The sequence below is a fragment of the Mycobacterium shinjukuense genome (genome assembly GCF_010730055.1).
Classification (GTDB): Bacteria; Actinomycetota; Actinomycetes; order Mycobacteriales; family Mycobacteriaceae; genus Mycobacterium; species Mycobacterium shinjukuense.
This window is the reverse complement of record NZ_AP022575.1, coordinates 4,413,475-4,437,738: the sequence shown is the minus strand read 5'-3', so window position 1 is coordinate 4,437,738 and position 24,264 is coordinate 4,413,475. Positions and strand designations below refer to the sequence as shown.

23 protein-coding genes, 4 tRNA genes and 4 pseudogenes are annotated in these 24,264 nt (G+C 66.5%); 15 read left to right on the top strand and 16 right to left on the bottom strand.

Annotated elements, in window-relative coordinates:
• Window positions 1–134: 134 nt before the first annotated feature.
• From G6N20_RS20135 to G6N20_RS20115, 6 genes are all read right to left on the bottom strand, one after another.
• Window positions 135–1,631, bottom strand: a complete 1,497-nt coding sequence (locus tag G6N20_RS20135) for a glycosyltransferase (RefSeq protein ID WP_083048047.1) — start codon at window positions 1,629–1,631, stop codon at window positions 135–137.
• Window positions 1,628–2,824 carry an MFS transporter gene (locus G6N20_RS20130; RefSeq protein ID WP_232065551.1) on the bottom strand — a complete coding sequence of 399 codons (1,197 nt, stop codon included), beginning with the start codon at window positions 2,822–2,824 and terminating at the stop codon, window positions 1,628–1,630. Before G6N20_RS20130 ends, G6N20_RS20135 begins: the two co-directional genes overlap by 4 nt.
• Before the next feature lie 299 nt (window positions 2,825–3,123).
• Window positions 3,124–4,260, bottom strand: a complete 1,137-nt coding sequence (locus G6N20_RS20125; RefSeq protein WP_083048049.1) for a PPE family protein — start codon at window positions 4,258–4,260, stop codon at window positions 3,124–3,126.
• Window positions 4,261–4,274: 14 nt separating this feature from the next.
• On the bottom strand, window positions 4,275–4,403 hold the full coding sequence (locus tag G6N20_RS21840; protein WP_263992176.1) for a hypothetical protein: 129 nt from the start codon (window positions 4,401–4,403) through the stop codon (window positions 4,275–4,277).
• A gap of 267 nt (window positions 4,404–4,670) precedes the next feature.
• Window positions 4,671–5,411, bottom strand: coding sequence for a M15 family metallopeptidase (locus G6N20_RS20120; RefSeq protein ID WP_083048051.1), 741 nt, complete (start codon window positions 5,409–5,411; stop codon window positions 4,671–4,673).
• A 110-nt stretch (window positions 5,412–5,521) separates the two neighbouring features.
• Window positions 5,522–6,121, bottom strand: coding sequence for a TetR/AcrR family transcriptional regulator (locus G6N20_RS20115; protein WP_083048053.1), 600 nt, complete (start codon window positions 6,119–6,121; stop codon window positions 5,522–5,524).
• A gap of 62 nt (window positions 6,122–6,183) precedes the next feature.
• Here G6N20_RS20115 and G6N20_RS20110 point away from each other — a divergent pair, with 62 nt between their 5' ends.
• Window positions 6,184–7,923, top strand: coding sequence for a CocE/NonD family hydrolase (locus G6N20_RS20110; RefSeq protein ID WP_232065385.1), 1,740 nt, complete (start codon window positions 6,184–6,186; stop codon window positions 7,921–7,923).
• A gap of 73 nt (window positions 7,924–7,996) precedes the next feature.
• On the opposite strand, the gene G6N20_RS20105 is transcribed toward G6N20_RS20110, so the two are convergent.
• The gene (locus G6N20_RS20105; protein WP_083048055.1) at window positions 7,997–8,692 is read right to left on the bottom strand and encodes a sensor domain-containing protein; all 696 of its coding nucleotides are present in this window, start codon (window positions 8,690–8,692) and stop codon (window positions 7,997–7,999) included.
• A gap of 374 nt (window positions 8,693–9,066) precedes the next feature.
• Here G6N20_RS20105 and G6N20_RS20725 point away from each other — a divergent pair.
• Window positions 9,067–9,532: pseudogene (locus tag G6N20_RS20725) on the top strand (DUF4143 domain-containing protein); the annotation flags it as partial.
• 671 nt (window positions 9,533–10,203) lie between these two features.
• Here G6N20_RS20725 and G6N20_RS20095 read toward each other — a convergent pair.
• Window positions 10,204–10,500, bottom strand: a complete 297-nt coding sequence (locus tag G6N20_RS20095) for a type II toxin-antitoxin system PemK/MazF family toxin (protein ID WP_372516274.1) — start codon at window positions 10,498–10,500, stop codon at window positions 10,204–10,206.
• Window positions 10,501–10,510: 10 nt separating this feature from the next.
• Window positions 10,511–10,741, bottom strand: coding sequence for a hypothetical protein (locus G6N20_RS20090; protein ID WP_083048061.1), 231 nt, complete (start codon window positions 10,739–10,741; stop codon window positions 10,511–10,513).
• A gap of 398 nt (window positions 10,742–11,139) precedes the next feature.
• Between G6N20_RS20090 and G6N20_RS20085 the strand changes: the two genes are divergently transcribed.
• From G6N20_RS20085 to G6N20_RS20070, 4 genes and pseudogenes are all read left to right on the top strand, one after another.
• Window positions 11,140–11,817 carry a hypothetical protein gene (locus G6N20_RS20085; RefSeq protein ID WP_142272016.1) on the top strand — a complete coding sequence of 226 codons (678 nt, stop codon included), beginning with the start codon at window positions 11,140–11,142 and terminating at the stop codon, window positions 11,815–11,817.
• 233 nt (window positions 11,818–12,050) lie between these two features.
• Window positions 12,051–12,326: a type II toxin-antitoxin system TacA family antitoxin gene (locus G6N20_RS20080; RefSeq protein WP_169715455.1), complete on the top strand. Its 276-nt coding sequence runs from the start codon at window positions 12,051–12,053 to the stop codon at window positions 12,324–12,326.
• Window positions 12,327–12,329: 3 nt separating this feature from the next.
• Window positions 12,330–12,860: a GNAT family N-acetyltransferase gene (locus G6N20_RS20075; RefSeq protein WP_083048065.1), complete on the top strand. Its 531-nt coding sequence runs from the start codon at window positions 12,330–12,332 to the stop codon at window positions 12,858–12,860.
• Between the two features lie 149 nt (window positions 12,861–13,009).
• Window positions 13,010–13,207: pseudogene (locus tag G6N20_RS20070) on the top strand (site-specific integrase); the annotation flags it as partial.
• 35 nt (window positions 13,208–13,242) lie between these two features.
• Here the strand turns inward: G6N20_RS20070 and G6N20_RS20065 are convergent.
• The 3 genes from G6N20_RS20065 to G6N20_RS20055 form a co-directional block, all read right to left on the bottom strand.
• Window positions 13,243–13,316 (bottom strand) — tRNA-Phe (locus G6N20_RS20065).
• Between the two features lie 26 nt (window positions 13,317–13,342).
• A tRNA-Asp gene (locus G6N20_RS20060) sits at window positions 13,343–13,419 on the bottom strand.
• Window positions 13,420–13,456: 37 nt separating this feature from the next.
• Window positions 13,457–13,530, bottom strand: a tRNA-Glu gene (locus G6N20_RS20055).
• 120 nt (window positions 13,531–13,650) lie between these two features.
• Here G6N20_RS20055 and G6N20_RS20050 point away from each other — a divergent pair.
• Window positions 13,651–13,723: transfer RNA gene (locus G6N20_RS20050), tRNA-Lys, on the top strand.
• A 103-nt stretch (window positions 13,724–13,826) separates the two neighbouring features.
• Window positions 13,827–14,642, top strand: a complete 816-nt coding sequence (locus G6N20_RS20045; protein ID WP_083048067.1) for a TIGR04255 family protein — start codon at window positions 13,827–13,829, stop codon at window positions 14,640–14,642.
• A 42-nt stretch (window positions 14,643–14,684) separates the two neighbouring features.
• Here the strand turns inward: G6N20_RS20045 and G6N20_RS20040 are convergent, their stop codons facing one another.
• Entirely contained in the window at window positions 14,685–15,590 is a 906-nt protein-coding gene (locus G6N20_RS20040) for a class I SAM-dependent methyltransferase (RefSeq protein WP_083048069.1), read from the bottom strand.
• A 132-nt stretch (window positions 15,591–15,722) separates the two neighbouring features.
• Between G6N20_RS20040 and G6N20_RS20035 the strand changes: the two genes are divergently transcribed.
• Window positions 15,723–16,094: an ArsR/SmtB family transcription factor gene (locus G6N20_RS20035; RefSeq protein WP_083048071.1), complete on the top strand. Its 372-nt coding sequence runs from the start codon at window positions 15,723–15,725 to the stop codon at window positions 16,092–16,094.
• Between the two features lie 44 nt (window positions 16,095–16,138).
• Window positions 16,139–16,342 (top strand): zinc transporter Slc39a7, encoded by a 204-nt coding sequence (locus G6N20_RS20030; protein WP_083048150.1) that lies wholly within the window; start codon window positions 16,139–16,141, stop codon window positions 16,340–16,342.
• Between the two features lie 31 nt (window positions 16,343–16,373).
• Here the strand turns inward: G6N20_RS20030 and G6N20_RS21580 are convergent.
• Window positions 16,374–16,606, bottom strand: a pseudogene (locus G6N20_RS21580) (oxygenase MpaB family protein); the annotation flags it as partial.
• Window positions 16,607–16,899: 293 nt separating this feature from the next.
• Here G6N20_RS21580 and G6N20_RS20020 point away from each other — a divergent pair.
• The 5 genes from G6N20_RS20020 to phoU all read left to right on the top strand — a co-directional run bounded on the left by G6N20_RS20020 (window position 16,900) and on the right by phoU (window position 22,848).
• Window positions 16,900–17,541, top strand: coding sequence for a TetR/AcrR family transcriptional regulator (locus G6N20_RS20020; protein ID WP_142272017.1), 642 nt, complete (start codon window positions 16,900–16,902; stop codon window positions 17,539–17,541).
• A 146-nt stretch (window positions 17,542–17,687) separates the two neighbouring features.
• Window positions 17,688–18,704 (top strand): acyl-ACP desaturase, encoded by a 1,017-nt coding sequence (locus G6N20_RS20015; protein ID WP_083048073.1) that lies wholly within the window; start codon window positions 17,688–17,690, stop codon window positions 18,702–18,704.
• Between the two features lie 54 nt (window positions 18,705–18,758).
• Window positions 18,759–19,895 (top strand): tRNA dihydrouridine synthase DusB, encoded by a 1,137-nt coding sequence (gene dusB, locus G6N20_RS20010; RefSeq protein WP_232065550.1) that lies wholly within the window; start codon window positions 18,759–18,761, stop codon window positions 19,893–19,895.
• A gap of 164 nt (window positions 19,896–20,059) precedes the next feature.
• Window positions 20,060–22,120 (top strand): LCP family protein, encoded by a 2,061-nt coding sequence (locus G6N20_RS20005; RefSeq protein ID WP_083048077.1) that lies wholly within the window; start codon window positions 20,060–20,062, stop codon window positions 22,118–22,120.
• Window positions 22,121–22,176: 56 nt separating this feature from the next.
• Entirely contained in the window at window positions 22,177–22,848 is a 672-nt protein-coding gene (gene phoU / locus G6N20_RS20000; RefSeq protein ID WP_083048079.1) for a phosphate signaling complex protein PhoU, read from the top strand.
• A 12-nt stretch (window positions 22,849–22,860) separates the two neighbouring features.
• On the opposite strand, the gene pstB is transcribed toward phoU, so the two are convergent.
• Window positions 22,861–23,637, bottom strand: coding sequence for a phosphate ABC transporter ATP-binding protein PstB (pstB, locus tag G6N20_RS19995; RefSeq protein ID WP_083048081.1), 777 nt, complete (start codon window positions 23,635–23,637; stop codon window positions 22,861–22,863).
• Window positions 23,638–23,650: 13 nt separating this feature from the next.
• Window positions 23,651–24,058 (bottom strand): annotated as a pseudogene (locus G6N20_RS19990) (PstA family ABC transporter permease); the annotation flags it as partial.
• Between the last annotated feature and the right edge of the window lie 206 nt (window positions 24,059–24,264).

Here is a 24,264-nt window from a genome sequence, read left to right as displayed (position 1 = left end):
CAGTACCCCCGATCGGTCCGACAATGTGACGAACACCCCATCCCCCGATCGGAGGACCGGGAGCCGGGGCCGGCATCATCACCCTGGGTTTCACACCCGATGCCTGCGACGCACACATCGAGCCGTGCGGCCACTCATGCGGCCGACAACGGAAGCTGCTCGGCCGCCGACTCGACGACCGCGGCGCCGCGATGCGTCGTCTTCTCCCAGAGGAACGGCGCGGTGACCAGTTGGTAGAGCGCGCGCCAGGCGGCCACCCAATGCGCCAGCCAATACATTGGAAGCGCGGCGATCGCGCGCAGATGACTCCGGCGTTCGGACTGCGCCAAATAGGTAGTTGCCAACCACATCAGCGTGCTGGACAGTTGGACCACCGAGATCGCAGCGGGATCTACTTCCGTGGCGATCAGACCACCGTAACCAAGCGCGTCACCGACGCCGAGGATGAAAATGATTGACTGCGCGAGGAATTGGAGGGGCGTGCCGAGAACGAAGACAACAACGCTCAACAAGCCACGGGGACCGAACCGGCGCATCGTCGCACGCGGTGATCGGGTGTGCACGAGCGCTGTCAACAGAAAGCCCTTGTGCCACCGGGTCCGCTGGGAGATCCAGTCGCGCAGCCGATCCGGGGCGTCGCCGTAGGTGACCGAGTCCACCACGTCGGACCGATAGCCCAAGGCGTGCAGGCGCATCCCGAGATCCGCGTCCTCGGAGACGTTCCAGGCATCCCAACCACCCACCTCGCGCAGCACCCGGGTGCGGAAGTGATTGCTGGTTCCACCCAGCGGAAAAGGCGCCCCGAGCGCGGCCAAGCCCGGCACCGTCAGCCGGAACCGCCGCGCGTACTCCACGCCAAAACAGTGCGCCAGCAGGCTGGTCCTAATATTGCTGGTCTGCAACGCCGCTTGAACGCAAGCCAGCTCACCGGAATCCGCGGCGAACACCGCGGCGGCCTTCCTGAGCTGATCGGGCTCCGGTCGGTCCTCGGCGTCGAACACCACCAGCAACTCACCCTTGGCCACCAGCAGCCCGGCGTTGCAGGACCGCGGCTTGGTGCGCGGTGGCCCCGGTGGCACCGGCACGATCCGCATGTATGACGGCGGCCGCGCTGCGGCGATGGCCTGCTGGGTCGCCGTGTCGGTACGTTCCACCAACAACAGCACTTCCAGCCGCTGCGGCGGATAGTTCAACCCGGCGAGGCAGCGGACCAGGTCACCGATCACTTCTTCCTCGCGGTAGGCCGGAACCAACACCGTATAGCTGGGTAGCAGCTCGTCGGCCAACGCCGTGGCCGCCGCACGCCGTTTGCTTCGCCGCAGACCGGCCATCGCGACCGCAAACGACACCAGCACGATCCCCGTGGTGAGCGCCGTCAAGACCACCAACAACGCCGACGGTGCTACCACCGTCGCGATCGCGCAGACCACTGCCACGCCCTGGGCGGTACGCCGCTGCCATCTCGAAATCCCATGTCGAGCAGCCATATTCGGGTTGCAGTCGGCAAAGTCGTGCATGATCGCATGCGCGACTTCACCTTCTGCCTCGGCGAAGACGCGGTCCTGCAGCGGCGCCGGCAGCGAATGCAGACCGGCTAGGTCGACGTTCCCGCCGCTGCGGTCAGCACTCACCGCAAAGCCTCAGGTCGCTCGTCGGATAGCCGCGACACAGCGCGCGCCAGCGGCAGGCACAGCGCGACACCGAACAAACCGACGGTCACCGTGACGACGGCGACCGCCTGATGACCGCCGTGGGTGAGGCAGTACGACGCCATGATCGGGGCGATCACCGATGCGATCGCCACGGTCATGGACCAGATGCCGTGGTAGCGCCCGCCGTTGGCGGGCGGTGCGATCCGGTGCACGATGCCGGCCGCGATCACGAACCAGGCGATCTCGCCCGGGGTACATGCGACGGTGGCCGCGGCGAAGCCGAGCGTGGTATGCGCGACCGCGGCTCCCCCCATGCTGACGGCCGTCCACCCGCCGGCTACGGCCAGGATGTCGAGCCTCGGGCGCAACCGGGCGGCGGCTCGTCGGCCAAGCCAGGGCGACAGCAGCGGCGTGAGTCCAATACCCGCAACGGCATTGGCCAGCTGCGCCCAGCCGAATTCACTGGCGCTCAACCCACTATCGGCCATCAGCATGGGCACGGTGGTATACAAGCCCCGCACCGCGGTCAGGGTGGCCAAGCTCGATGCGAACAGCAACACCAGCCGAGCATCGGCGAACGCCCGGCGGCAACCGCTGTGTGTCGTCTCGGTGACCGCCGGGGCGGGACCCCCGGCGCGGGCCGGTACGCAGCAGGCGGCTACCAGCGCGAGCAGCGCGCAGGCGATGCCGTTGATCCAAAACAGCACCGGCACGCCCAACCAAGCGGCGAGCAGACCGCCGACCCCGCCGGTGATCGCCCGCCCGATGCTGACGATCCAGCCGAAGCGCCAAGCGTCGAGTTTCGCTCGTCGCCTGGGATCTGGGATCAACGCGGCGATCGCGGCACCCAGGACCGGGCGCGGCGCGTCAAGGACCACACCGGTGACCGCCGCCCCGATCAGCAAGGCGGGCGCGCTGCGCGCCTCGGCCATCAGCCCCAGCACCGTGGCCGCCACCGCCATCGTGGAGACCAGCGTTGCCCTGGCCCCGATCCGGTCCACCAGCCACCCGCACACCAGCTGCCCCGCGGCCCAACCCACCCCGAAGCCGGCCAACACCGCACCAACGGCTCCCGCGGCGTGCCCACGCCCAGCCACGTGGTATGCCAGGAACGGGTAGGCGAACCCCGCCGCGCGAACGACCGTGTTCCCGCCCAGCAGCAGCCAAATCATCGGCGGATAGCCACCCCCCGCCGACGGGCCGCGTCCGCTGACCCCGGCACCCCGCACCCGAGCGCCGCTGATCGACCGGACCGAGGGCACGGCAGCGACCCCCGGCAGCCCCGGGTCAGCCGAAGCGACGCCGAGGTCTGGGTGCAGCACCAGCATCCGATCCTGGACCGGGCCGGCCGTCGTCATCGTCACCAACCGGACCCTAGAAGCGATCACCGGTGCAGAACTCCCCCGATCGGTCCGAAATGCGGCGGAAACCGGTCCGCTGATCGGGGGACGCGCCCGGCCGCAGGCGCCGACTATCCGACCACCTCCGGCAGCACCCGAAGGGGGGCGATGCCGTCCTGGGCGGCGTTGCCGGCCGCTTCGGCGCGACTGGCCGCGCTGGTCAGCGGCATGCCTCCCAACAGGCTCGGAACATTGGAGCCGAACGACGGGGCGGCACTCGAGACGGCACCCGGCAGCGCCGCCACCGCGGCGGGGCTGAGCGTGGGGACCGACGCGGCCCAGGAGGGTGGCACCGACAACGCCCCGATCGCCGTCGACGCGCCCAACCCGGCCGACACCGCCCCGGTCAGGCCTGCCGAACCCAGCGCGCCGGCCGCGGCCGATCCCAACGACGTCGCGATCTGGCTGCCCACGGCCGCAGCCGTCGGGAACAAGCTTCTGATGGTCGACAAAAACGACATCATCAAACCGGCCGACGACGTGCACACGAAGAAGGGGGTGCCGAAGATGCTCATCAGCGTCTCCAGGTCCTGCACCCAGCCGGGGAGCACGGTCTCGCCAGCGGTTGGCACCGCCGACGCGAGCTGTGACAGCACCCCGGGGATGTCGGTTGCCACCGAGCAGCCGGTGGCGTGGGTAACGACACCAGCCGGGGTGGCGGCCTGGCCGACCAGCCCGGCCAGGTTGGCCAGCTGCGGCGGCGGGGTGAACGGTGTCAGTCTGGTCGCCGCCGCCGACGCGGCGGCGTAGCCATACATCGCGGCCGCATCCTGGGCCCACATTTCGCCGTATTCGGCTTCGGTGGCCGCGATCCCTGGGCAGTTTTGGCCCAGGACGTTGGTGGCGATCAGGGTCATCAGCTGAGCGCGGTTGGCCGCGACCAGCGCCGGATGCACCGTCATCGCGTGCGCGGTCTCGTAGGCGGCGACCGCCGCTTTGGCTTGACTGGCGGCGTGCTCGGTCCGTTCGGCAGTGGCGAATAACCAGGTCACCTGGGGCGCCGCCGCGGCGGCCATGGCTGTCGCCGCGGCGCCCAGCCAGGGCCCGCTGATCACTGCGGAGATCACCGATTGAAAGGAGATCGCGGTGGAGGTCAAGGCGTCCGCGAGGCCATCCCAGGCGGCGGCGGCGGCCAGCATCGATCCCGCTCCCGGCCCGGCATACATCCGCCCAGAGTTGATCTCGGGAGGTAGCGCCCCGTAGACCATCGACGCCGTTCCCCTCAGCGAGCTGCGATCGCGTTGGCCGCCTCGGTCGCCGGGCAGGAACCGTCACCGGCCCCGAGGATGGTCGCAACCGGCTCGGGGCGCGCAGCGACCGGCGCTTTGGCCCGGTTGGTCACGGGTGACATGGGCTCAACTGTGCCGCCATGACGCGCCGCTGTCTGTCGGCTGAGCGGCCACTGTGCGGGATGAATCGCCGCGTCCTCCGGCCGCCGGATATGGTGTCCCCCTCATGCCTGGGGCCGCCAGGCGGGCTTCGCGCGCACGGGCAACGTCGACAGGAGGCAGGGGCGATGCAGGGCACGATCGCGGTTCCGGGTGGACATGTGTGGTTCCAGCGGGTACCACCCACGCCGCCGAATACCAGGCCGGCGATCAGAACCTGGCATACCTTGCTAGTCGATGGGCAGGTCCAGAATCGGGTGATCGATGCCAGCGCCGGGACCGTCGAAGTGCCACCACTCCCCGGAGTAGGTGGTCAGCCCGCCGTGGTTCATGGCGTCCCGCAGCCGGGCCCGATTCGCCTGAGCGGCGGCACTGACGTCCCGCGTTGCGAATGCGTTTGCCCGCGCGGTGAAGTCGTCGAAGTCCGTTCCCATGTCGGCCAGGCAAAGCCCGCGCAGCTGGCGCTCGGGCGGGCACTGCGGTTGCGCACTGGCGAAGGTCACGTCAACCGAACGTCCGGCCTCGTGGCTGCGCGCGTACGGCCCCGGGCGCGCCACCCAGGCGGGATTCGAAACGACGTTGAACAGTGTGATCTGGACGTTGTGCGGCCGGTAACAGTCCCAGAACACCAGCAGCTGTCCCTGCGGGCGCAGCGCCGTTGCGGCGGCCGCAAGGCCGTGCGCCATCGATTGGTGCACGAGGCAGCGAGCACCGGAGGGATACAGCTGAGTGTGGGTGACGTTGTTCGTGGTCGCGTAGCGCAGGTCGATCAGCGCGTCGGGAACCACAGCGCGAACGTCCACGAAGCCCGCCGCGCTCGCCGCGGCGCCGACCGGCGGCACCCCGGGGCTGGGCGGCGCGGTGGTGCCGACGGGCCGCACGGGTAGCGGCGCGACGGTGCTGGATTCCGACGGCCGATCGGACGATGCCACCGGGGCAACCGTGCAGGCACCGCAGCCGGCTGCCAGCATGGCAGCGAGCGTGGCGCGCAGGAACCGCCGTCGATGACGCACCAGAACATTGTCGGGGATTGATCGAGCGGGTGCCCACCCTGCCACGGCGGCCAGCGCCGCCCGGCCGGCTAGCCGAGGTCGCCGTCGACGTAGCGCTGCAGGTTGGGGGCCATCGCGGCCACCAGCTCGTCGTCGGGCATCGACGCGATCGGCTCGATCTGCCAGACGTAACGCAGCAGCGTGAGGCCGATCAGCTGGCTGGCGATCAAACCGCTGCGACGCAGGCGGTCGTCCTCGTCGCCGCCCAGGGTGGATTCGCCGATCAGGCCGCGCTCGACGATCAGCCGCAGCTTTTCGCGGGTCGTGGTTTCGTGCGCGGCGGTCAGCACCACCGCGCGCAGCACCGGACCGACGTCCTCGTCGGTCCAGATGTCCAGCACATTGCGGATCAGTTGTCGACCCAGATCCGCGCGCGGAGTGGCCCAGGTCCTCACCACCGAGTCGAGCCACTTCTGCGGCGGTGCGGTCGCGGCATCAAGCAGGCCCTCCTTGGAGCCGAAGTAGTGGTAGATCAGGGCGGGGTCGACGTCGGCGGCCCGTGCGACGGCCCGGATCGCCGTGCCGGCCCAGCCGTGTTCGGCGAACTCGCCACGCGCCGCGTCCAGGATCCGTGCCGCCAATACCCCGCGTTCGTCGCGTGGACCCGGGGTGAGGGATCGGCTGGGCACAGCCACACTCTAGCGCGAAATTTCATCTTGCGTTGAGACTAGTTTCAACGTAGCGTGAAACTATGCCCGCGACCATGACCAGAACGCTCAACGGCCCGCAGACCACCGGGCGGGAATACCGCAACCTCAGCGAGCCCCGCTACACCCGCCGCAGCGACATCAACGTGGCGATCGCCGTGCGAGACGGCACCACCCTGTTGGCCGACGTCCACCGGCCCGATTCCGACGGTCGCTTCCCCGCGCTGCTGGCCGCATCGCCCTACCCGCGGCAGATGCAGGACTTCGGCGCCCCGGCCGGATTCATCGAGGCCGGTGCGACCGACTTCTGGGTGCCCCGCGGCTACGTGCACGTCATCGCCAACGTGCGCGGCACCTGCGGATCCGGCGGCACGTTCGGCTTTTTCGACGCCCAAGAACGCCAAGACATGTACGACCTGGTCGAGTGGATGGCCGCACAACCGTGGTGCGACGGAAACGTCGGCATGATCGGCATCAGCTACTTCGCCATGACCCAGCTGGAGGCTGCCGTCGAACGCCCCCCGCACCTCAAGGCGATCTTTCCCGTTGCGGTGACCACGGACCTCTACGACGGCGCCTACCATCACGGCCTGTTGAGCTCGGCGTTCGTCACACCGTTCCTCTCGATGATCGGGCTGACCTCCGAGCGCAGCGACAAGCTGTGGCGCAGCAAGCCCGTCGCCCTGGCCCGCCAGGTGCTGCACACTCCGCGGCTGCACAAGAAGTTCGCGACGATGAACGGCGAGTCGGCGGTCACGATGCTGCGCCAGCTACTCAGGCTGCCGCACAACCCGCACCCCTGGGACGAGTTGTGGCTGAACGCGGTGGTCCATCACCCAACCCACGACGAGTGGTGGGAGGAGCGAAACCTGCTGCCATTGCTCGGCAACATCGACGTTCCGGTGTACCTCGGGTGCGACTGGGAGAACGTGCCGCTGCACCTTCCTTCGACGTTTGCCACCTGGAAAGGTCTGGCACACAACGCATGTGTGCGGATGGGTATGCTTGGTCGGTTCGGTCTCACCTGGCCGTGGGAAAGCCTGCACACCGAGGCACTGGCCTGGTACGACCATTGGCTGAAGGGCCGCGACACCGGGATCACCGACGGACCGCCGATCCGCTACTTCCTGCCCGGCGCCGATGAGTGGCGCACCGCCGAGTCGTGGCCGCCGTCGACCGCTGCGCATCGCGAGCTGGCCCTGCGCGCCGACGGCGGCTTGAGCGAAGACGAGGGCGAACCGGGCAGCCGCGAATTCATGGTGCTGGGAGCGGGATTGGGGCGCGTCAAGCCCAGTCCGATCGACCCGCCGTCGATGCTGACCTGGACCAGCACGCCGCTCAGCGAAGACCTCGACGTGGTGGGCGACCTCGAACTGCGGCTGATCGCATCGGCGACGGCGATCGACACCGCCTGGATCGCGACGCTGCAAGACGTGGCGCCGGACGGTCAGACCACCGACGTCACCGCCGGTTGGTTGCGCGCCAGCATGCGCGAGGTCGACGAGGCGGCCAGCCGCCCCGGCGCACCTGCCTTGCCGTGCAAGAACCCGCACGGAGTGCCGCCGGGTGAGGACGTCGTGTACCGCATCCCCCTGGTGCCCAACGCCCGGCGATTCAACAGCGGTCACCGGATTCAGTTGGTGCTCACCAGCGACGATCAGGACCCGTCGACACCGGCGATGATGAGCTTCCGGCACGCCAGCGTCGGCACCAGCAGCCTAAACACGGTGAAATCGTCGTCCCGACTGCTGATCCCGGTGCTCGGCGAGCTCGGTCATTCCTAACTCCGCGCCGAGCGTGCACTGGTGGCGGGGACACGCCGGGCGATGCCGCCGTGGTTGCACGTTCGGCGGGCCGCTATGTGATCCGATCGGCGGCTGTCTGAAGGATGGTATTTGCGATCCGGTCCGCGGGCTCGATGCCGACCACGCCCACGGATATCAACACGGCCGATTTCTCGCGATACACGTGGCTCCACGCCGGGGCGCTGATCCGCAGCGTGGAGGCATCTGGCCTGTCCAGGGTGAAATCGTAGTTGGGGTCGTGCAACGCGACGCACGCCTGCAGCGACGACTCCAGCTGATGCAGCGCCCCACGCGCCGTGCTGGAGTCCGGGTATACGGCAACGGCCTGGCTGACGGTCTGGATCAGCGCAGGCCCGCCCGGTTTGAGCTCGTCGGTCACGCCGTGGTAGCCCGCACTTCGAAACTCTGACCAACCGGTGCCGAAGGTGAGATCGCTGGTCCCCGCCGCTCGGCAGGGGCCCGGAGCGTTCACGTCGCCCGGCGGCGGATGGCGCAAGTCCGCGTGTGAATGCGCGGTGAGCTCCTCGTAGTTGGCGATGCGCCGCACGTCTTCGATGCTGACGATCAACGAATCGGCGCGGGACAGCGGCTCGGTGCCGGGCTGGGCCGCTGGGCTGTGATGCGAACACGCCGAGATTGCGGCTACCACGCAGCTGACGAGGAGCACCGACCTGCCCGCCGCCGCTCGCCGTGTGAGCCAGCTCGCTCGCGATTTGGCGTTGCCGCCGGTCGGCTTGTTTGGCCTCATCGTTGATAGCCGCCTCTGCGGACCACCGTCCGCGCTCGTTCGTCCTGGGGCTCCGGCGCTGGCCAAGGCGGGATGACCCCCTCTGTCGTCGCCTCAGTCGCTATCCTACGGGGCGTTGACGTCTTACTGGGCGCAACGACGACGGGCCCGCTCGTGTCGACCCCCGCCGCGGGCCTTGCCGGCGCGGACGGATCAGCCGCCGTTCGCGGCGTGCCGCCGCCAATGGCTTGTCGGCAACTTGCGTGTCGGCAGATCACGATCCCGGCATCGACAAGATAGGAAACAGCGCTAGTCTTCCGCCCGTCGCGGTAGACGGTGGCGGTCACGTCCCGATCGAGCTGCATCAGATCGCGCAGATGGAACGCCTGCCTCGGTCCGTCTATTTGGTGCATCGCCCGCCGGCCTGGTCGGCGGATCTGACCGCGAAGACCAAGAAACGGCCCAGGATCCACGTCGTGGATGGTGTCGCGGCCTGGTTGCGCGGGCACGGCGCCGACGCTCTGCCAGGCCAACGACGCAGGGCACGGCCAGCTGATGAAGCGATGCGCGGCGGCCGAACTCGAGGTTGACCGGTATCACTTTCGCGACCGAGACGGACAGAAGATCGACCGCATCCCGCAGACACCAGACGGTCGCGTCGCCGGTGTCGAGGTCAAGGACTCGGCGACAGTGAACGTCCACGACGTCCGGCGCCTGTCGTTCACACGTGACCGACTCGGCGACCAGTTCGTCAGCGGTGTGGTCTTTCTACACTGCTGCCCGGGCATTGCGCTGGGCGACCGATTGACGGCGCTACCCATCAACCTCCTCTGGAACGGACGATCCGTCTACGGCCTGTAGTCGCAGACCCAATTTCCTTGCGGCACCGGGGACTTGGAACTTCCCCACCCGGGGTTACGCGGGCCCGCTGGCAAGTTCGTCGGGGTCTCGGTGTGCTGACAGGTTGCTCCGGACGTCGCAGCTTCCTCGTCTGCCCACGGGTACCCGGTACTGCCGGCATAGAAAGGTGCCCGCCTCCGCGCGACAGCAACGGGGGTTGTCGCTGTGAGGCGGGCGCAACTCATATCCCTTCCGAGCCGGAACGCGTGAGGCCGGCGAGACACAAGGGAAGGTGCACCGTGCGCACCGGGTCTGCCAGCAGCCGCGCCACGCGGGGCGCCCTGGTTCCGGCCCCCGACGAACTGACCGGAAAAGGCCCAAGTGTTCGGGTGGACGCACGAGGGCGACACCGCGGTGCTGGTGTACTTCACCCTATCGGCGCACGAAGTCGTTGCCGCCGACCTGGCGACGAGCGGACAGCGCGATGGGTTGGCCAGATTTTGGCCCCATCAGAATCGGATACCGATTCGGCTGACATCCGCAACTGTCGGTCACCGCGCGCCGCACAGTTGAGCGGCGCAGCGGTCGGCGAGCATGCACTCGACCCGGTGCCGGTTCAACACTGCCACGGTGCCAATCGGCGACATCGTCGATCACTCGACATCGAGGCCAGCCACCCATTCAGGTAGATGTCAGTCGAGAGCAAGCACGGCTCGAAGGGCGGCGTCGACTGATTGCATTTCGACGCTGTTGAGTCGGCCTACGAACTCTCCGAGGCGACGCGTTGGATCAACGACGGTGAGCTGCTCCACAATCACGCGGGTCTTGACACCGTTGATTTCAATCTCCGGTCGAAACGAAGCTGCGCGTCGGCCGGTCGAGGTTGGCGCGATGATCCACGTCGATAGCGGCAGATCGTCGGACTGCACGACGACGGCGTAGCGGGACCCCGCCTGCTCATGACCACGGACGTCGTTGGGTGCCTTCAAGTGATACAGGTCACCACGCACGGATGGCGTCCATCTCGGCCGCCAGCTCACGGGAGGCCGCGACGTCGTCGGGGTCATTACGCAGTTCTTCCGCCTCGGCCCGCAGCCGTGCCCGGCGGTGAGCACGTTCGGCGTCCAGAATCGCCGCACGAGCAGCCTCCGAACGCGACTGGCCCTCGCTGGTCAGAGCTGCCAGCGCTCGTTCCACTTCAGGGTCAGTGCGAATCGTAAGCGTTCCCATAGCACAGATCGTAGTACATTACGCAGTAGCCTTGGGTGACGATTGGCCGGGCGTCGCTGTCACGACGGGCCGGCGCCGACCTCAAGCTGCTGGTCAGTTTTCACCTGCCGCCAGGGGGTCAAATTTCAGATTCCGTCGACACACGCCGCCGCCGGACACGGCGCCGAAACTGTCTTGACCCGCTCAGGGGAAAGCAACAACTCGATCTGCACCAACGCACGGCTCCAGATTTGCAGCGATCTGCTCCCTCCAGTATGACAAGCAGTCGTCCCCGACGGTGCGGAGAAGCGTTCGCGCGCAAGCGAGTTGTTGCTATTTGTCCCTCAATTAGATTGCCTAAAAGGGTAATCAAGGTTGTGCTAGTATGCCCCGGATACACTATTAGTTATGATTAGGCAATGGCTCCACTCGAACAATGCGCGCACGCCAGTCCGACGTGTAATGAAGCAATCAGACCGGCAGTATTCACGCCAGACAAGTGGCTCGGCATCAAGCCGCCGGCTGGTCATCTGTACGACGGCTTGACATACCTGCTACAGGCCGCGCAGGAGTGGCAAGTGCAGTGCCTCCTCGGTGTCGGCCTCGGTGGCTACCAGCCTCAGGTTTACGCGATGGACTCTGTATTCCTACGCGCCCGTTCGTTGTTCGAGTTCTTTCTCGGCCGCAGCAAGACCCATTGTCATGCGGGCTGCCTGTTCGGGCTTAAGCAGCCGCTGAGTTATCCGGCCTATAATGACCGGACCAGCTCAAGTCCCACATGGGAGTGCGTGCTGCACATCGGCTCCCTACACATCAAGGCCAGGGAGGATGCCCCGCGACTCATCGGTTTGGACGGTACTCCGAAAGATCTCAACGAAATGCCGGTTGACTTTGCTAAGGGCATCTTAAAAGTGTGGAGTGATTTTGAGGCAGCGCTCAAAGCCGTAGACGGGCTGCAGCACAACATGGCCGTGAAATGCCGAGAACAAGCGATCGCCGACTCACATGCCGTTGTCGATAGCGTCCAGCAGCGCGCGGATAAGTACGCCGAGTCGTACACGCCCAATCACATACTAACGAAGGTCTTTAGCGTCTAGCTGAGCGCGCCAGGCTGCACAAGACGTTGACAGCTCGCCGCGGAAGGCTTTGGCGAGGACGGCTTTGGAGCTGCGGTCGATTCGTGTCGAGGCAGCGTTAATCGCCGTCGCAAGCCGGCTGGCTTTACCGAGTAATTGCGTTGGAGCGTCGAACAATCTCATCCTGCTCAGCGATTGGTGGGAGCGGAAGCGATTGGTTGACATAGCTGGACGTGTACTGCCATTGTGAGTACATGACCATTCGTGACGATCGGCTGCAGGTGCGCATCGACGCTGCCGCGAAGCGGCGGTTGGAGGATGCTGCCGATGAGGTGCATTTGAGTGTGTCGGCGTTTGTGCTGCAAGCCGCTCAAGAGCGCGCAGAACAGGTGCTGGCGGAGCGCGAGCTGGTGCGGTTGTCACCGCGCGCGGCGGAAGTCTTCTCCGAAGCGTTGTCGAGGCCGGCGGAGGTGAACAAGCAGCTGCTGGACACGTTGCAGCGGCCGACGAAGTTCGGCTGGCTCGACTGACTGGTGGAGTTCCATCGGCCCTGTCTGCTCGACGTCCACCAACATCGCCGTGATGAGTTCGACTGTGGCGATGCGTCGCTCAATGACTGGTTGCAGCGGTATGCGGGGCAGAACCGTCGCCGAGATACTGCAGCGACGTGGGTAGTCGCAGATGATCAGAGCCGGGTAGCGGCCTATGCGTGTGTGTCGATGACGAGCATTGACCGCTCGGCCGCGCCCCAACGGCTCGCCAAAGGCGCTCCGGCGCGTGTTCCGGGGCTGCTAATCGGTCGACTCGGCGTTGATCAGCGGGCTGACGGCCACGGTCTGGGGACCGCGCTGGTGCACTGCATCCTGCGCAAGGCGGTAGAGATCAACGTGATGGCCGCCTGCCGTGCCGTGGTCGTCAATGCATTGAACCCTGGGGCGGTTCGATGGTGGCAGCGCTTTGGGTTCGTCCCGTTCGACCCCAACGATGAAAGCAATCTCGACCTATATCTGCTAACTGGCGTCATCGAACGGACGCTGGCAGAGGCTAGCGACCGACTCGGGTGACCTGCGCTGCGGTCATGGACACGCATGGCTGGCGGAATTTTCAATCACCACGGTGTGGGATAGAAGTTCACGTCGCTCCGTTGTCGCCGCCGGCGCGTTCGCAACGTTAGAGATACTCGCGATCGCCAATGTGGATATTGAAGGTGCGCATGGCCCGGGCCTCAGGCGCCGACCTCCGCTATGTCCAGAAAACGATGGGCCACTCCACACCGACCGTCACCGCGAACATCTACAGCGATCTCTACGCCGACGAACTCGACCACGTAGCCACCAACCTCGACCGGCTCCACGACGTCGCCAAAAGCAAGGCGAACGGACAGGAACCGGACAAGACCGACAATCCATAGAGTGCAGGAACCGTCTCCGCGCAGGTCAAACCGGGTGGCCAGGGGCGGGATCGAACCGCCGACCTTCCGCTTTTCAGGCGGACGCTCATGCCGACTGAGCTACCTGGCCGGAGGGCAGCGTGTGCCTGGCCGTACTGGCGACCCTGACGGGACTCGAACCCGCGACCTCCGCCGTGACAGGGCGGCGCGCTAACCGACTGCGCCACAGGGCCTGGCCATATTGTCTGCTCCGCACCACCGCGTCGCAGGTACCCCCTACGGGATTCGAACCCGCGTTACCGCCTTGAAAGGGCGGCGTCCTAGGCCGTCTAGACGAAGGGGGCCAGAACCGAATCTCTCCGGGGCACTCGCAACTCACCGTTGGGAGCCCCGCCAGCTTAGGTCACCCCAGGCCCAATCCTCAAACGAGCTCCCTCGTAAACGCAGTATCCTGAGTCTTCGCGGCCCCTATAGCTCAGTTGGTAGAGCTACGGACTTTTAATCCGCAGGTCCCAGGTTCGAGTCCTGGTGGGGGCACCCGGCGGGGCATCACCTGTCGGCGGTGCCACGCACGGCACCCGCACGGCGCCCGGTTGGGCGGCGTTTCGGCGACCGAACCGCTTGGCTATGCTCAGCGGCTATGCTGCCCGAGACAAATCAGAATGGGGTCCAACCCAACGCACCGGTCGCTCTGGTGACCATGGAAATCCGTCACCCGGCAACGGATTCTCTCACCGAGTCAGCGAGCCGGGAACTCAAACACCTGCTCATCGATCACTTGCCGATCGAACGCCAGGCGCAGGACGTCAGTTGGGGGATGACGGCCCCGGGCGCGGCGCCAACCCCGATCGCGGATCGCTTCGTCCGTTTCACCAACCGCGATAACACCGTTGCCGCGTCCCTGAAAAACCAGGCGATCGTCGTCGAAACCACCGCCTACAGCAGCTTTGAGACGTTCACCGACATCGTGTTGCGGGTGGTGGACGCGCGCGCACAGGTTTCGTCGATTGTCGGGTTGGAGCGCATCGGTCTGCGGTATGTCCTCGAAATCCGAGTGCCGGCCGGTGTCGATGGCCGTGTCGACTGGCGCAACTGGATCGACGAGCAGTTGCTCGGGCCCCAGCGCTTCGCCCCGGGTGGCCTGTTCCTGACCGAGTGGCAGGGGGCCGTGGTCTACCGCGAGGCCCAGCCCGGCAAATCGCTCGTCGTGCGCTATGGGCCGGGCGTTGGGCAGGCGCTCGATCCGAATTACCACCTGCGCCGGGTCACCCCGGCCCAGACCGGACCTTTCTTCCTGATGGATATCGACAGCTTCTGGACTCCGCCCAGCGGTTCCATTCCCGAATACAACAGGGACGCGCTGGTGTCGACCTTCCAGGATCTGTACGGTCCGGCTCGGGTGGTGTTCCAGGAGATGATCACCAACCGCCTCAAAGACGAGCTGCTTCGCCAATAGGCCGGCCGGCCCTCGGGCCGCCGGCGCCGAGCCGCTTGAGTGTTAGCCGGTGAGCACCGCGCTGCAATAGGTCAGATCGGCGAAGGCGGCCGCCAGGTCGTCGTCGGGATAGCCAAAGCCGTTCTCCTCGTGCAACTCCTTGACCGTGCGTGACGAGGTCCGCCAGCCGGCGCGGGCCAGGTAGTCGACGATGTGGCTGCGCTGTCCGTGGTAAACCAGATCGTTGAAATCGATGTCAAACCCGAGTTCCCGCATCCGGTCGTGATGCGAGCGCCACCGCTCATCCTGGAAAATCGCCGTGTCCGGCACGAATTCGAAGGCCAGCCGACTGCCGGGGGCGCTCAGCGCGGTGATGTTGTCGAACAGCGCGTCCTGGGCCACGTCGGGCAGGTAGACCAGCAAGCCCTCCGCGCTCCACACCGTGCGAGCCTTCGGGTCGAATCCGGCCGCCTGCAGCGCCACGGCCCAATCGTCGCGCAGGTCGACCGCGACGGTCCGCCGCTCGGCGGTCGGCTCGGCGCCAAGACCGCGCAACGTCGAGGTCTTGAACTCGATCACCTCCGGCATATCCGCCTCGTAGACGACGGTGCCCGCCGGCCAGGGCAGGCGGTAGGCCCGCGCGTCCAGGCCCGAGGCGAGGATGACCACTTGGCCGATGCCACTGCCCGTGGCATCGAGGAAGAACCGGTCGAAGAACCGGGTCCGGCAGGCCATTCCCCGAGCCATTCGCGCCGGATCGAACTCGGAGTCCTGCTCGACGGGAATCTGCCCGTCCAGCAGCCGGATATAGACCTCCATCCCGACCGCGCGCACCAGCGGCGCCGCGAACGGGTCGTCGATCAACGCATATTCCGGGCTGGCCGCCAGCGCCCGCTGCGCGGCGACCATGGTTGCCGTCGCCCCGACACTCGTCGCCAGGTCCCAGCGGTCACGATCGGTGCGCGCCATCCTGCTCCCCCATCTCCGAGAAAAGATATACAAACAATATAGATAGCCTAGTTACTGTTGCGCGCCCGGGCTTGACCGCCCCTTCGCGCCGGCCTTGACACCGCCCCGCCCCAGTTGTTCTATTATCTGCGTATGCATGCAGATAATAGATATTATCGGTTGCCCGACGATCAGGTCGGTCTAGTTGTCGAGGTGTTCCGCATGCTGGCCGACGCCACCCGGGTGCAGGTGTTGTGGTCGCTGGCAAATGGCGAGATGTCGGTCAGCGAGCTCGCCGGGCACGTCGGCAAGCCGGCGCCGTCGGTTTCCCAACACCTCGCCAAGCTGCGGATGGCGCGGCTGGTGCGCACCCGCCGAGACGGAACGACGATCTTCTACAGCCTGGAAAACGACCATGTGCGCCAACTGGTCATCGACGCCGTCTTCAACGCCGAGCACGCCGGCCCCGGGGTCCCCCGTCATCACCGTGCCGACGCCGGCTTGCAGTCAGTTTCCGAAGCGTGAACGAACCCGCAAGAACCGCAACATGTTTCAAGGAGATGATACCGATGATCGAGGACCACACTCACGATGGGCCGCATACCCACGAGCACCGGCACGGCGACCTGACGCACAGTCACGCACACACCACCCACGAGCACGAGCACGTCGAGCACGTGCACGCGCATTCCCACGACGACGGCACCGAGCACACCCATCCGCACGTGCATCAGGCCGGCCTGGAAGACGTTCACAGCCACGCCCACAACTGACCGTTCAACACCCCGCGGGCACACCCTCCGGTCAGATCGTCGGGCGGTAGTGCATCGGGTTGTCGCGCTCGTCCAGCGGTGGCAGATCGCGCCCGCACGATATCGCCGAAGCGCCGATGCTGCCACTCGGGCCAGCAGCTTCCGTTGCAGGGCTCACAGCCCGTCCGGAAGCCGTTGGGCGAATGGAGGTTTGGCCAGATCGGTCAGATCGAGCACGGCGCGCGCGGCAACGTTGTTTTCCAGTAGATGGCGACACATGTGGTCCACCGCCACGTCAGGGAATCCGGGCCAAGGGGCACCGGCGGCGCGTCGTATCCCAGCGGTGCCACCGGACAGCCGCCGGCCACCAGGTGGGATGCTTTCGGGTCGGCGGGACCTTCGGGTCCGGCGACGCAGGAGGCTACCTCGCCGGCGGTGACCGGGACGATCCGCACGCCGGTGCTGGTCAGCGAGCGGCAAGCAGACGTATCTTGAGTCACTGTGATTTCGTCCGATGCGTTCGGTGGAGTTTCCAATTTTGACTACGCGCGTTGTCAGACTGAAGCTTAGGAGCCTATGTGCAGACCGGTCAAAGACGGGCCCGCTGGGTCGGCCTCCCCATCGAGCATCGCAACGCCATGCGCCGCGACAACCTCATCGCCGCTGGTGTGGAGCTACTCGGCGGGGAAGGTGGGCCGGCCCTGACCGTGCGCGCGGTGTGTCGCCGTGCCGGCCTGACCGAACGCTACTTCTATGAAAGCTTCGCCGACCGGGAGCAGTTCGTTCGCGCGGTCTACGACGACGTCTGCACGCGAGCCATGGCGGCCCTGACGTCGGCCACAACTCCCCGAGAGGCCGTCGAACGATTCGTCGAACTGATGGTCGACGACCCGGTGCGCGGGCGCGTGTTGTTGCTCGCGCCGGCGGGGGAGCCGGTGCTGACCCGATCCGGGGCGGAATGGATGCCCAGCTTCATCGAGCTACTCCAACGCAAGCTGTCTCGGATTCCCGATCCGGTGCTGCAGAAACTGGTCGCGACCAGTTTGATCGGCGCGCTCACCGGTCTGTTCACCGCCTACCTGAATGGGCAGTTGGGCGCTACCCGCAATCAATTCATCGACTACTGCGTCGACATGCTGCTCAGCACGGCCGCCAGCTATGTGCCCCACCGTGAGCTGGTCGAGGCCGAGCCCGCGGTCCCAATCCGGCCGCGGGACTGACGCGGGCCGGTCCCGGCGCCGAGGTCGCGTGACGGCCGCTCGAAGGCCGGCCGAGCCGCGGCATGTCACATTCGGGCAATCTTGATGCTACTGTCAGGCACAGATATATTGAGTGCAACCCACAGACACAGATAACTGGAGGGGCCATGTCGGCCGAGCTGACCGATCTACAGCTGTTACACGAACTTGAACCGGTCGTTGAGGACAAACTCAATCGGCACCTTGGCATGCACAAGAACTGGAACCCGCACGACTACATCCCGTGGTCGGACGGCAAGAACTTCTACGCCCTGGGCGGCCAGGATTGGGACCCCGAGCAGAGCCGGCTCTCCGACGTCGCGCAGGTCGCGATGGTGCAGAACCTGGTCACCGAGGACAACCTGCCGTCATATCACCGCGAGATCGCGATGAACTTCGGCATGGACGGCGCTTGGGGCCAATGGGTCAACCGCTGGACCGCCGAGGAGAACCGGCACGGCATCGCGCTGCGTGACTACCTGGTCGTCACGCGTGCGGTCGACCCCGTCGAGCTGGAAAAGCTGCGCCTGGAGGTGGTCAACCGCGGCTTCAGCCCGGGACAGAACCACCAGGGGAACTATTTCGCCGAGCGCCTGACCGACTCGGTCATCTATGTCACCTTCCAGGAGCTGGCGACCCGGGTTTCGCACCGCAACACCGGTAAGGCCTGCGAGGAAACCGTCGCCGACCAACTGATGGCCAAGATTTCGGCCGACGAGAACCTGCACATGATCTTCTACCGCGACGTCAGCGAGGCCGCGTTTGACATCGCGCCCAACCAAGCGATGCACTCGCTGCACAAGGTGCTGCGCCACTTCAAGATGCCCGGCTTCCTGGTGCCCGAGTTCCGCCGCAAGGCGGTGATCATCGCCGTCGGCGGCGTGTACGACATCCGCATCCATCTCGACGAGGTGGTCAAGCCGGTGCTGAAGAAGTGGCGCATCTTCGAGCGCGAGGATTTCACCGGCGAGGCCGCCTGGATGCGCGATGACCTCGGCGTGCTGATGGAAGAGCTGGAAGCGGAATGCGACAAGTTCGAGGAGTCCAAGCGGCGCTACCTGGAGCGTCAGGCCCGCGTGGCTGAGAAGATGACCGCCCGCAAGGTGCTCACCACCAAGGGCACGTTGAGGATGAGCGGGCGGTAGTGGCCGTTGCGCATCGGTCCGATCGAGCTGGCCAGCCCGGTGGTGCTGGCTCCGATGGCCGGGGTGACCAACGTCGCGTTCCGCACGCTGTGTCGCGAGTTCGGTTCGATGCACGGCGACCCGCTGCGCCCGCCGCCCTTGCCATCGCAACCAGAGCAGTCCAGGGTCGGCACGGTCAGCGGGCTGTACGTCTGCGAGATGGTGACCGCCCGTGCGCTCGTCGAGCGCCACCCGGTCACCATGCATATGACGACGTTCGCTGCCGACGAGTCACCGCGTTCGCTGCAGCTCTACACCGTCGACCCGGACACCACCTACGCCGCGGTCCGCATGGTCGCCGACGAGGGTTTGGCCGATCACATCGACATGAACTTCGGCTGTCCGGTGCCCAAGGTGACCAAGCGTGGCGGCGGGGCGGCGCTGCCGTTCAAGCGGCGCCTGTTCGGCCAGATCGTGGCGGCCGCCGTGCGCGCCACCGAGGGCACCGACATACCGGTGACGGTCAAGTTCCGCATCGGCATCGACGATGCCCACCACACACACCTGGATGCCGGCCGCATCGCCGAAGCCGAAGGCGCCGCCGCCGTCGCGCTGCACGCCCGGACGGCGGCACAACGCTACTCGGGCACCGCCGATTGGCAGCAGATCGCCCTGCTCAAGCAGCATGTCCGGACGATTCCGGTGTTGGGCAACGGCGACATCTACGACGCCAGCGATGCGCTGGCCATGATGGCGACCACCGGATGCGACGGCGTCGTCATCGGCCGTGGCTGCTTGGGCAGGCCATGGCTGTTTGCCGAGTTGTCGGCCGCGTTCACCGGCCGCCCGGCGCCCACCCCGCCCACCCTGGGCGAGGTCGCCGACGTTGTCCGTCGTCACGGTGCCCTGCTGACCGCCCACTTCGGTGAAGACAAAGGCATGCGCGACATCCGCAAGCACGTCGCCTGGTATCTGCATGGCTTCCCGGCCGGATCCGATGTGCGACGGGCATTGGCCCTGGTCAAGACCGTCGACGAACTTGACCGCCTGCTGGACCGGCTGGACGGCAGTGTCCCGTTTCCCAGCGCCGCCAACGGTCCCCGGGGTCGGCAAGGTTCACCCGCCCGGGTGGCCCTGCCCGACGGCTGGCTAAGCGACCCGGATGACTGCCGGGTGCCCGACGGGGCGGACGTCATGCACTCGGGCGGGTGAGTGACGGTGGCTGAACCGAGACACACGTGAAATCGCGTCTGCGCCGACAAGTCAGTACCATGTGAGCCTTGCTGGAGTTGCGCGGCGCTCGTCACGGCAGCGCTGCGCTGGCGCGCGCACGGACACCGCTGACGTCCGCAGACACATTCGGAGGCCGGTAGGACATGAGTGACGGCGACCGGGGCGCCGCGCCTGACCACCGGCACATGCCCGGTGCCCGCGGTGATGATGAGTCGATCAGCCCACACCCGCGGCGAACGCCAGGCGCCGCGCCGGACACCGAAACGACGATGCACCAGGCATCCGAGAAACCCGCCACGCACGCCAACACCGGAGCTCACACCGATGGGGCGGTCAGCGTCGCCGAGCTGATCGCCAAACTCGGCGCCCACCTTCCTGACCGCCCATCCCATCACCACGCCGCGGCGGACCCCGAACCAGACCCCGAGGCTGCGCAGGATCCCGACGATCAGCTGGACACCCAAGTCATCGCCACCCCCGCCTACCCCATCGGGCTGCTCTCGGAGATTCCCGACCTCACGGCGGCCAACTACCCGTCTGGCCGATCGGCCTCCGAACACCCCGCCAACCGGCCGACCACTTCGCGGGCACGGCGAACGCGGGCCGGCAAGACCCGCAAGCCGAAACCGACATCCCGCCGACGGCCGGTGTTGCTGGCGGGGCGCTCGCTGGCGGCGCTGTTCGCCGTGCTGACGCTGGTGGTGACCGGCGGCGCTTGGCAGTGGAGCGCGTCGAAGAACAATCGGCTGAACACCGTGAGCGCGCTCGATCCGGAATCGGGCGACATCGTCGACCCGAACGCACAGTACGGCGACGAGAACTTCTTGATCGTCGGGATGGACTCACGCGCCGGGCCCAATGCCAACATCGGCGCGGGCGACACCGAGGACGCCGGCGGCGCCCGATCGGACACCGTGATGTTGGTCAACATTCCGGCGAGCCGCAAACGGGTGGTCGCGGTGTCGTTCCCCCGCGACCTGGCAATCAACCCCATCCAGTGCGAGGCCTGGAACCCCGAGACCGGCAAGTACGGACCCATCTACGACCAGAAGACCGGAAAAATGGGTGCCCGAATGGTCTACACGGAGACCAAGCTGAACTCCGCGTTCTCCTTCGGCGGTCCCAAGTGCCTGGTGAAGGTCATTCAGAAACTGTCGGGTTTGAGCATCAGCCGGTTCATCGCCATTGACTTCGTCGGTTTCGCGCGGATGGTCGAAGCCCTCGGCGGTGTCGAGGTGTGCAGCACCACACCGCTGCGGGACTACGAACTCGGCACGGTGTTGGATCACGCCGGACGTCAGGTCATCGACGGGCCGACCGCGCTGAACTATGTGCGAGCCCGCCAGATCACCACCGAAAGCAACGGTGACTACGGCCGGATCAAACGCCAGCAGCTGTTCCTGTCGTCGCTGCTTCGTTCGTTGATCTCGGACGACACGTTGTTGAACCCCAACAAGCTCAACAACGTGGTCAACATTTTCATCGGCAACAGCTACGTCGACAACGTCAAGACCAAAGACCTCGTCGAGCTGGGTCGATCGCTGCAGCACATCGCGGCCGGGCACGTCACGTTCGTCACGGTGCCGACCGGCGTGACCGATCAAAACGGCGACGAGCCCCCGCGCACATCCGACATGAAAGCGCTGTTCGCGGCCATCATCAACGACGACCCGCTGCCGCTGGAAAACGATAACAACGCCCAGCGTCTGGGGGGCTCGCCGACCTCGGGGCCGACCACCGCGCCCACCACGAAGACGCCCCAACCGAGCCCTGCCGGCGAGGCTCGGCGCGAGCAGATGACCACGACCTCACCCGAAGAGATCACCGTGCAGGTCTCCAACGGAACCACCACGCCCGGCCTGGCCAGCGCCGCCGCCAACCAGCTCAAGCGCAACGGCTTCAACGTCATGACGCCCGACGACTACCCGAGTTCGCTGAAGACCACCACGGTGTTCTTCTCACCAGGCAACGAGCAGGCCGCCGCCACCGTGGCCGCGGTGTTTGCCAATTCCAGGATCGAGCGGGTCGCCGGGATCGGCCAGGTGGTTCAAGTGGTGCTCGGCCCGGACTTCCGCTCGGTGGCCGCTCCCCCGCCGAGCGGCTCCTCGGTCAGCGTTCAGATCAGCCGCGGTTCCAGCACCCCGCCCACCAAGCTGCCGGAGGACCTGACGGTCACCAACGCCGCCGACACCACCTGCGAGTAGCGGCTTTGACGTCGCGCTTCGCGGCGTTTCCCCCGTCAAGAACGTACGCTTGATCCATGCGGACCGCTTACCATGAGCAGCTCGCGGAATTATCCGAGCGGCTCGGGGAAATGTGCGGGCTGGCGGGGATCGCCATGGAGCGGGCGACCCAAGCCTTGTTGCAGGCCGACCTGGTGCTGGCCGAACAGGTGATCTCCGACCATGAAAAGATCGCCGCGCTGAGCGCCCGGGCCGAGGAGAGCGCCTTCGTGCTGCTGGCTTTGCAGGCACCGGTGGCCGGCGACCTCCGGGCCATCGTCAGCGCCATCCAGATGGTGGCTGACATCGACCGGATGGGCGCGCTGGCCCTGCACGTCGCCAAGATCGCCCGCCGCCGCCATCCCCAGCATGCGTTGCCCGAAGAGGTCAAGGGATACTTCGCCGAAATGGGCAGGGTCGCAGTCGAATTGGGCAACAGTGCGCAAGAGGTGGTGTTGTCGCCGGACCCGGAGAAAGCCGCGCGGATCCGCGAAGAAGACGACGCCATGGACGATCTGCACCGGCACCTGTTCACCGTGCTGATGGACCGTGAGTGGAAGCACGGTGTGGCCGCGGCCGTCGACGTGACGTTGCTGGGCCGGTTCTACGAACGTTTCGCCGACCATGCCGTCGAGGTGGCCCGGCGCGTCATCTTCCAGGCGACCGGCAGGTTTCCCGAGGACGACGCGTCCTCGGCCAGCTCGCGTTAGCCGCGCCCGCGGTCAGCCAAAGCGGCCGGAAATGTAGTCCTCCGTGGCCTTCCGGCTCGGGTTGGAGAAGATCTTCTCGGTGTCGTCGATCTCCACCAGCCGGCCCGGCTTACCGACCGCCTCCAGGTTGAAGAACGCCGTCTGGTCGCTGACCCGGGCCGCCTGCTGCATGTTGTGGGTGACGATGACGATGGTGTAGTTCTGCTTCAATTCACTGATCAGGTCTTCGATAGCCATCGTGGAGATAGGATCCAGCGCCGAGCAGGGCTCGTCCATCAGCAGCACGTCGGGTTGCACCGCGATGGCCCGGGCGATACACAATCGCTGCTGCTGCCCGCCGGACAATCCACCGCCGGGCCTGTCCAGCCTGTCCTTGACCTCGTCCCAGAGGTTGGCGCCGCGCAGTGAGTATTCGGCGGTGTCGTCGAGCACCTTGCGGCTGCGGATACCTTGCAGCTTCAACCCGGCCACCACGTTGTCGCGGATCGACATCGCCGGGAACGGGTTGGGACGCTGGAACACCATCCCGATCGCCCGCCGCACCCCGACCGGGTCGACCCCGGGGCCGTAGATGTTTTCGTCGTCGAGCAGCACGGTGCCCTCGACCCGAGCGCCGGGAATCACCTCATGCATCCGGTTGAGGGTGCGCAGCACGGTCGTCTTGCCGCAGCCCGACGGGCCGATGAACGCGGTGACGCTGCGGGGCAGAACCGACAGCGACACATCGGCCACCGCGTGAAACGACCCGTAATACAGGTTGACGTCCTTGAGGTCCAACCGCTTGGCCACTTACCGCTCCTGCCTACGACGTCTTGGGGGCGACGATCTTTGCGACCGCCCTGGCCCCGATGTTGATGATCGCGATCACCAAGATCAGGGTCAGCGCGGCCCCCCACAGCCGATCTGTGGGAACCGGGTTGGTGCCCGCGCCCGCCGCCGTCTGGTCATACATCATGCCGGGAAGCGACTCCATGAACCGGTCGAACAAGTCGTAGTTCGTGGACCGCGAGTAACCAACCAGGATCAGCAGCGGGGCCGCCTCGCCCAGCACCCTGGCCGCGGCCAGCAAGCACCCGGTGGTGATGCCGGACAGCCCGGTGGGGATCACGATCCGGGCGATAGTCTTCCACTTCGGCGCCCCGAGCGCATAACTGGGCTCACGCAGGTTCGCCGGAACGACCCGCAGCATCTCCTCGGTCGATCGCACGATACCGGCAGCGTCAGCAACACCCGTCGCGTTGTAGGACACGTTCTTGCCCGGACACCATCGGCCCCACGCCTGGTCGAACAATGCGATCGCGTTCTGTTGGGCGGTCGAGCCCTCGGCCGTCAGCACGCTTTCGCCGCCACACACCCGGTCGCCCTGGGGCGCCCCGGTGAACGCTGTCGAGCCGCCGCGGTGCTCAACGCGCCCAC